The 6,890-nt window shown below is 71.4% G+C and carries 8 protein-coding genes and 1 pseudogene; 4 read left to right on the forward strand and 5 right to left on the reverse strand.

Annotation, left to right across the window (positions count from 1 at the left end; all coding sequences use genetic code 11):
* Positions 1 to 19: 19 nt before the first annotated feature.
* Positions 20 to 505 (reverse strand): GNAT family N-acetyltransferase, encoded by a 486-nt coding sequence (locus E1283_RS28730; protein WP_132821088.1) that lies wholly within the window; start codon positions 503 to 505, stop codon positions 20 to 22.
* A gap of 57 nt (positions 506 to 562) precedes the next feature.
* Here E1283_RS28730 and E1283_RS28735 point away from each other — a divergent pair, with 57 nt between their 5' ends.
* Positions 563 to 979, forward strand: a complete 417-nt coding sequence (locus tag E1283_RS28735) for a GNAT family N-acetyltransferase (protein ID WP_132821089.1) — start codon at positions 563 to 565, stop codon at positions 977 to 979.
* 47 nt (positions 980 to 1,026) lie between these two features.
* Complete coding sequence (locus E1283_RS28740) at positions 1,027 to 1,815, forward strand: exodeoxyribonuclease III (RefSeq protein WP_132821095.1); 789 nt, start codon at positions 1,027 to 1,029, stop codon at positions 1,813 to 1,815.
* 391 nt (positions 1,816 to 2,206) lie between these two features.
* Here the strand turns inward: E1283_RS28740 and E1283_RS28745 are convergent, their stop codons facing one another.
* The 3 genes from E1283_RS28745 to E1283_RS28755 form a co-directional block, all read right to left on the reverse strand.
* Positions 2,207 to 2,998 carry an HAD family hydrolase gene (locus tag E1283_RS28745; RefSeq protein ID WP_132821090.1) on the reverse strand — a complete coding sequence of 264 codons (792 nt, stop codon included), beginning with the start codon at positions 2,996 to 2,998 and terminating at the stop codon, positions 2,207 to 2,209.
* 196 nt (positions 2,999 to 3,194) lie between these two features.
* On the reverse strand, positions 3,195 to 3,974 hold the full coding sequence (locus tag E1283_RS28750) for a hypothetical protein (protein ID WP_132821091.1): 780 nt from the start codon (positions 3,972 to 3,974) through the stop codon (positions 3,195 to 3,197).
* 279 nt (positions 3,975 to 4,253) lie between these two features.
* Positions 4,254 to 5,405, reverse strand: a complete 1,152-nt coding sequence (locus tag E1283_RS28755) for an FAD-dependent oxidoreductase (protein WP_165956281.1) — start codon at positions 5,403 to 5,405, stop codon at positions 4,254 to 4,256.
* 80 nt (positions 5,406 to 5,485) lie between these two features.
* On the opposite strand from E1283_RS28755, the gene E1283_RS28760 reads away from it, so the two are divergent.
* On the forward strand, positions 5,486 to 5,977 hold the full coding sequence (locus tag E1283_RS28760) for an RNA polymerase sigma factor (protein ID WP_243745178.1): 492 nt from the start codon (positions 5,486 to 5,488) through the stop codon (positions 5,975 to 5,977).
* Complete coding sequence (locus E1283_RS28765) at positions 5,974 to 6,483, forward strand: SRPBCC family protein (RefSeq protein WP_132821094.1); 510 nt, start codon at positions 5,974 to 5,976, stop codon at positions 6,481 to 6,483. Before E1283_RS28760 ends, E1283_RS28765 begins: the two co-directional genes overlap by 4 nt.
* Before the next feature lie 196 nt (positions 6,484 to 6,679).
* Here the strand turns inward: E1283_RS28765 and E1283_RS40135 are convergent.
* Positions 6,680 to 6,865, reverse strand: a pseudogene (locus E1283_RS40135) (helix-turn-helix transcriptional regulator); the annotation flags it as partial.
* Positions 6,866 to 6,890 lie beyond the last annotated feature (25 nt).

Below are 6,890 nucleotides of genomic sequence, written 5' to 3' on the forward strand. Positions count from 1 at the left end.
GGTGGGTGGGGGGAAACCCCTACAGCGCCTTCGTGAAGCAGCGGCTGTTGTCCGACGTCCGGTACAGGCCGAACTTCTCGGCGTCCGGCACCGGCTCGTACCCGGAGCTCCGGTAGAGCGCGATCGCCTCCGGCTGCTCCGTGCCGGTCTCCAGCACCATCCGCACGCGGCCGGCCGCCCGCGCGTCGTCCTCCAGGCGGGCCAGGATCACGCGGGACAGGCCCTGGCCCCTGGCCTCGCGGACCACGAACATCCGCTTGATCTCGGCGTCGCCGTCCGTGTAGTTCTCGCCGCCCTTGTCCTGCGCGCGCCAGGCGCCGGTGCCGATCGGGGAGCCGGCGTCGTCGTAGACCACCAGGTACAGACCGCGCGGCGGGAGGAACATCGTGGCGTCGAGGGGGGTGATGTCACCCTCGTCGCCATAGCGCTCCGCGTACTCCGCCTGCACCTCGTCGTTGAGCTTCACCGCGTCGGGGTGATCGAAGCGCACGGTCCTGAAATCCATGCAGGTCATAGTACGAAATCGGTCGAGCGTCCGGCCGTGCCCACCTACCATCGCCTGATGCCCCTCGACTACACCTGGCGCGGCGAGCTGGCCCACGAAGAGGTGGAGGCCCTGCACGCCGACGGCTTCGGTCACGATCCCGTGCCCGCCGCCGTGGACGACTGGCCCGGCCGGCTCCGCCGGCACAGTCTCGGCTGGGTGTGCGCCCGCCGCGCGGGCGAGGACGGCCGGCTGGTCGGGTTCGTCAACGTCGCCTGGGACGGCGGGGCCCACGCCTTCCTCCTCGACACCGTGGTCGCCTCCGACCACCGCCGGCTCGGGATCGCCGCCCGGCTGGTCGCCGTGGCCGAGGCGGAGGCTCGGGCCGCCGGCTGCGAGTGGCTGCACGTGGACTTCGAGGAGCACCTGCGCCCCTTCTACGTCGACGCCTGCGGCTTCCGCCCCACCCCCGCCGGCCTCGTCCCGCTCCGCTAGTCCCGGTTTGTTACGGTCGGCGGGTGCAGCAGCTGACCGTGACCACCGTGAACGTGAACGGCCTGCGGGCCGCGGCCAAGAAGGGCTACCTGCCCTGGCTCGCCGGCACCGCGGCCGACGTCGTGTGCCTCCAGGAGGTGCGCGCCGAGGAGGCGCAGTTGTCGGCCGAGGTGGCCAGGCCGGCGGGTTGGCACGTCAGCTACGCGCCGGCGGAGGCCAAGGGGCGGGCCGGCGTGGCGTTGCTCACCCGTCGCGAGCCGGACGCCGTCCGGGTCGGCTTCGACGTCCCGGAGTTCAAGGCGTCGGGCCGCTATCTGGAGGCCGACCTGCCGGGGCTGACCGTGGCCAGTCTCTATCTCCCCTCGGGCGAGGTCGGCACCGCGCGGCAGGACGAGAAGGAGCGCTTCATGGCGGCGTTCCTCCCCTACCTGGTCGGGCTGCGGCAGCGCGCCGCCGCCGAGGGGCGCGAGGTGCTGGTCTGCGGCGACTGGAACATCGCGCACCGCGAGGCCGACCTCCGCAACTGGCGCGCCAACCGCGGCAACTCCGGCTTCCTGCCGGAGGAACGGGCCTGGCTGGGCCGGGTGTTCGACCCGGCGGACGGCGGTTTCTCGGACGTGGTCCGGGCGTTGCACCCGGAGCAGGAGAACGGGCCCTACTCCTGGTGGTCCTACCGTGGTCGCGCCTTCGACAACGACACCGGCTGGCGGATCGACTACCAGGTCGCGACCCCGGGGCTGGCCGCCCGGGCCGTCAAGGCGCACGTGGAGCGCGCCGCCACCCACGCCGAGCGCTGGAGCGACCACGCGCCGGTGACAGCGGTGTTCGAACTCTGAGCGACATCGGGAGCGGGGCTTGTCCGGTCACGCCACCGGCCCCGCGCGACGGAGAGGGTACGGGGCCCGTCTCCGACCATGCGGGCGTTCTTCGGCGGTCAGCCGGTGTCCCGATCGTTCCCGATGAGGTGACCGCCGAGTCCACGAGGCACCGGTGTTTCCCCCGGCATCCGGGGGCGCGGAGCGTGGACAGCGTCCGCCTGGCAGTGGTGCTGGTGGCGTTGATCGGGTGTGGTTCGGTCGTGCCCGCGCCTTGCGAAATGCTATCTACAGGATCGAGAAGTCGAACAAGCCTGCCGCACGGGGCAGCACGCGTTGGATCTCGTCAGGACCATCGGGTCAGCACGCGTCACGGAGCGACTTGGTGAATTCGATGCTTCACTTGAATCGTTCAGTGACATGCCCATCGTTGCTCGGTTCCGCGAGCGGTACCGGGACTCCTTGGCCACGGAAACGATGTAGAACTCTCATGTGCCTGAGAGTCGCGAACCGCGCCGCATAGAGCTTCGGTATCCGTCAGATCCGTGAGCACCAGATCTGCGCCACATTCGGTCAACTCCTCGAATGAGCTATATCCGGTTGCCACCCCAACAGCGAATACACCGGCATCATGAGCGCCTCGTATATCGTGGGGCGTGTCACCAATGACGAACGTCCGCTTCCCAGGGAAGGAAGCGCGGTATTTCTCTTCTGCCCGCTCACGGGCGAGTCGCACAAGCGTCGCGCGGTCGCTGCCGTCATCGCCGTAACCACCGACTTCCAGGTCAAGGCTTTCAGCGAGTCCGAATGCGCGCAACTTCGTCCCGGCGACGGACCGAATATTCCCGGTCACTACGGACTGCACGACGGGGCGCCGCTGGAGAGCGAAAATGGCTTCGCGTGCGCCAGGCAGCGCTTTCCCAGCGTCACGGATGCGGCTCGACAGGCTCTCCGCAGCTGCACCGAGCGCCGTATAGAAACGTGAAATCAGCGCTTGCGATGCCTCGACTCCGTTCATCTCCAGAGTCTCGAAAGCAATCGCTTGTTCTGTTCTTCCAGCCATGGGAGCCAGATCCCGCAGCGGATGCCCGGCGACCTCTTCAAATGCCAATTCGTAGATTTCACGGCTGACACCGGCAATATTCAGAAGCGTGTGATCGATGTCCCACAGGATGAGCGCTGAGCTCTCTCGGGTATCCGACATGTTCGCATCATCTCATGGCACTTGCCGCCGAGAAAGTCCAAGAAGCCTGCTGTACAACACGGAAACGGGCAATGCCCTGGCTGGTCATGGGCGCCACCTTCCACGGGCAGGGTTTGTTGCGCCTCCCGATGAGAGGCCGTCTCGTTTGGCGAGCGGTAGCGGATAAGGGTGAGGCGGCGATGTTGGTCGCACCCGCTCAGCCGGGCGAGGTGCTCTGTGTCGCCTCGCGTGCTTCGGCGAGGGCTCGCTGCCTGAGGTTGCCGCCGAACAACTGAATCCTGATGGCGGCCAGGATGTCATCCCTGCCGATGGTCCGCCTGTCCCCCCTGCGGGTGGACAGAGCCCGGAGGGAATCCCTGGGGAACGGAGGTGGGGCCGGTTCGCCCGACATCGCCAGGGTGACCGTACCGAAACGTTTGCCCCCGCCCTCGCGGACGACCATGGCCGCGTCCCGGGCGAGGTCCGTCAGGAACACGCTCGCGATTCCGTCCAGGTCGCGGACCATCGCTGGGACGGCCGTCACCCCCTGACTCCGCAGCAGCTTCCTGACCCCGGCCTCGAACCTGTGGGCGCCGACCACAGCACTCGGTCTACGCGACCCGCTGCGCCTACGAGAAGGCACAACGACACCCTCGGCGTCGTACACGACACCGGTCAGGCCTCGAAACGTCGGGCTGTGGTCGTACCACTTGGCCCCCACCTCGAGTTCGACGTTCCGGTCGATCGCCGAGAGAAGGTCCCCGGGACTCAGCTTCACCCGGGCCTCCTCCGCCGCCGCTCTTCTCGCGCCGTCGATGATCTCCGTCAGCACGGTCCGTGTCACCGACGCGGCGGCCCACGCGGCCGACCGGGAGACGTGCATCGGGGTCACGTCCCTGAACACCGCTTTGACGAGAGAAGGCTTGAACGGCGAGACATCCATGACCGAGGCGGTCTCGGGACCGCCGCGCTCAGGGCGTGCGGGCTGTGCGGTCATCGGAGGAAACGCTCCCTGCTGTCGGATTGATCAGAGGCCCACACTTCACCACGGGGACCCGTGCTCCGGCACATCCCGACAACCGGGCCGACGATGAGCGAGGTGGCCGCCGTCGCCGAGAACGAGGGTCGGCGAAGGCGTTCCACGCCCGTGGGGCACTGGAACGTGCCCCCAGGGCCTGCGGCAGCAGATGCGGGTGCAGGCGCTGCTGGTGAAGGCACCCGGCCCGAGCGCTGGAGCGACCACGCGCCGGTGACGGTCGTCTTCGCGTAGCGGCGGTCACCCCGCGGCGTCGCCCGCGAGATGGCCCACGGTTTCGTCGAGTCGCTGGACGGCGAGGCGCGCCGCGGCGATGCCGACCTCGGCGAGGAGCCCCGGCGCGGCGGACTGGTCGGTGGCCACGGCGAGGGTGCCGCCTCGGCCGACGGCCGGGCGGTCGTGCCAGGTCGTGCCCGGCAGGTCCACCGCCCCGGTGCAGCCCAGGCGTACGGCGCTGCGGTGCCACCGCACCGCGGCGTGCCAGCCGGGCCAGGACAGGTCGAGAAGACGCCGCACACGGGCTTCGACGTCGGTCTTCCGCTCGTGGGGGGCGCACGCGGCGGCGATCTGGACGAGTTCCTGGCCGGGCGGGGCCAACGTCGCGTCGGCGAGGCTGTAGCGGGCGGCGTAGATCCGGTCGTCCAGGTCGAGCACCCGGAACCAGTCGGGGCCGCCCTCGGCCCGCAGGCCCACGTCGACCGTCACCACGCGGGTGCCGGGCCAGGTCAGCGAGCTGTCGCCGGTGAGCCGGCGTGCCGAGGCGAGGCTGGTGGCCAGCACCGTCGGGCCCTCGGGCAGGGCGGCCAGCCTGGTCCCGGTCCTGATCCGCGCGCCGAGTTCGGCGGCTCGCCCGGCGAGGAGGTCGACGAGCGTGGACCAGCCGCCGACCACGTAGCGGACGCCGCCGGCGGAGGCCCGGTGGAGGCGCTGGTGGACGAAGGCCGCCGAGAGCCGCCCGGGGTCGTGGTCGAAGGTGAAGACGAAGCAGACGCCGATGATCGCCTCGGCCGTCCTCGCGTCGACGTGCCTGAGCAGCCAGGCGCGGTACGGCTCCTCCGCGGGTGCCGCGGCGGGCAGCGCGGCGATGGTCGCGCGGAGGTCGGCCGGCCATGGGCCGAGCCGGCCCCCGGCCCTGACGAGGCCGGCGAGGGGCGGCGCCTGGGCGACGGGTGGGGTGAGGCCGCGGCGCTCCAGCCACGCCCACCAGGGCCCGTCGACGTAGATCGCGTGGGGGCCGGCGTTGGCCAGGAACGGAGCCGGCAACGAGCGCGCTCGTCCGCCCGGCCGGGAGTGCGCCTCGGTGACGGTCACCCGCCGGCCGCGTTCGGCCGCCTCGATGGCGGCGGTGAGCCCGGAGAGGCCGGCGCCGACGACGGTCAGGTCTGGTTCCACGGGAGAGGCCCTTCTGTGTGGTGTCTTCCTGGGGGAAAGTGGCGGGGAACCTATTGGGGGTTCCGGTGAACTTTCCTGGTGTGGACCCGGAGAAAGTGGCGGCCGCTCAGCAGGGGGACGCGCTCGCGTTGGACAGGCTTCTCGACGAACTGGCCCCGTACGTCCGGCGGTTGTGCGCGCGGATCGTCCCGGCGGCGGCCGACGACGCGACGCAGGAGGCTCTGCTCGCCGTCTTCCAGGGCCTGCCGTCGCTGCGCGCCCCGGAGGCGATCATGACCTGGGCCCGGTCGGTGGCCGTCCGGACGGCGATCCGGTACGCCCGCCGGCAGGAAGGGGAGTTCGCCGCGGAGGAGCCGGTCCTGGACCGCCGCGTCTCCTGCCTGGAAGGCCTGGTGGACATCGACGACGCCCTGGCGCGGCTGCCGGTCCCGCAGCGCGTGGTGCTGGTGCTGCGCGCCCGGGAGGGGCTCAGCGAGCAGGAGATCGCCGCCGCGCTGGGAATCCCGGCGGGAACCGTGAAATCCCGGTTGCATCGGGCCAGAGCCGCGTTCCGGAAGGGGTGGGACTCGTGAAGGAGCCCGTGGCGCTCCCCGACACCGGGGGGACCGACCCGACCGACCCGATCGACCCGATCGACCGCCTCGCCGTTCTCGCGGCGGCGCTGCCGGGCGCCGTCGTCCGGCAGCGCCGCGTCGCCGCCCCGTTCGACGCCGTGTGGGGGGTCGTCGCGGACCTGGAAGGCGCCACCCCCCGCTACGAGCCGGGGGTCGCCCGGGTGCGTGTCACCGAGCGGCGCGGCGAGTTCCTTCGGGTGCTGGTGCGGGACGCCGTCGGCCACGAGGAGTCGATGGACGCCAGGCTCCGGCCAGGCTGGTGCCTCATGCAGTCCGCGACGCTCGTCGTCGCCTTCGCCGCCCGCCGGCTCGGCGACGAGACGTTGCTCGCCCATCTCGAACACCGGCGCGTGCCGGGCCTGGAGCCCGACCCGAGCGGGCCGGACGACCGTCGCGCCGCCCTCGCGAAGATCGACCGGGAGCTGCGCGCCATCGAGCGGCTGGCCACCCACCAGGGGCGGTAGCCGCCCGCTCGGTCCGCCGGCTCGGTCCGCCGGCTCGGTCCCGCCCGGCGGGCCGGCGAAGAGCCTGGCGCGCAGCGCGTCGGCGCCCAGGCCCACCGTCAGTCGGGCGGTGTGGCGGTAGTCGGCGGCGGCGAGGGAGCCGACGAGGTGGCTGGCGGCGTCCGGGGCCGGGAGCGGCCGGGAGCAGCCGGGCGATCCGGTCGACGCGGAAGACGCGCCAGTCGGCCGGGGCCGGGTCGTGGGCGATCAGAAACCAGGCACCACCCGATTCCGCTGCCGCGTTGACGATCTCGTCGGTTCCTCGCCGCGATCCGCCAGGGTCGGACGCCGCGGCCGGTGACCGCGGGAAAGAACAGCCGTGGGTAACCTCCGATGCAGGCAGGCGAGTTGACGGGAGGGGGCGGGAG

Source organism: Streptomyces hainanensis (assembly GCF_004348415.1).
GTDB lineage: Bacteria > Actinomycetota > Actinomycetes > Streptomycetales > Streptomycetaceae > Streptomyces > Streptomyces hainanensis.

What these genes read in the sequence shown, in the direction of transcription:
- E1283_RS28730 (WP_132821088.1), bottom strand. Translation starts at nt 505, where the DNA reads ATGGATTTCAGGACCGTGCGCTTCGATCACCCCGACGCGGTGAAGCTC.
- E1283_RS28735 (WP_132821089.1), top strand. Translation starts at nt 563, where the DNA reads ATGCCCCTCGACTACACCTGGCGCGGCGAGCTGGCCCACGAAGAGGTG.
- E1283_RS28745 (WP_132821090.1), bottom strand. Translation starts at nt 2,998, where the DNA reads ATGTCGGATACCCGAGAGAGCTCAGCGCTCATCCTGTGGGACATCGAT.
- E1283_RS28750 (WP_132821091.1), bottom strand. Translation starts at nt 3,974, where the DNA reads ATGACCGCACAGCCCGCACGCCCTGAGCGCGGCGGTCCCGAGACCGCC.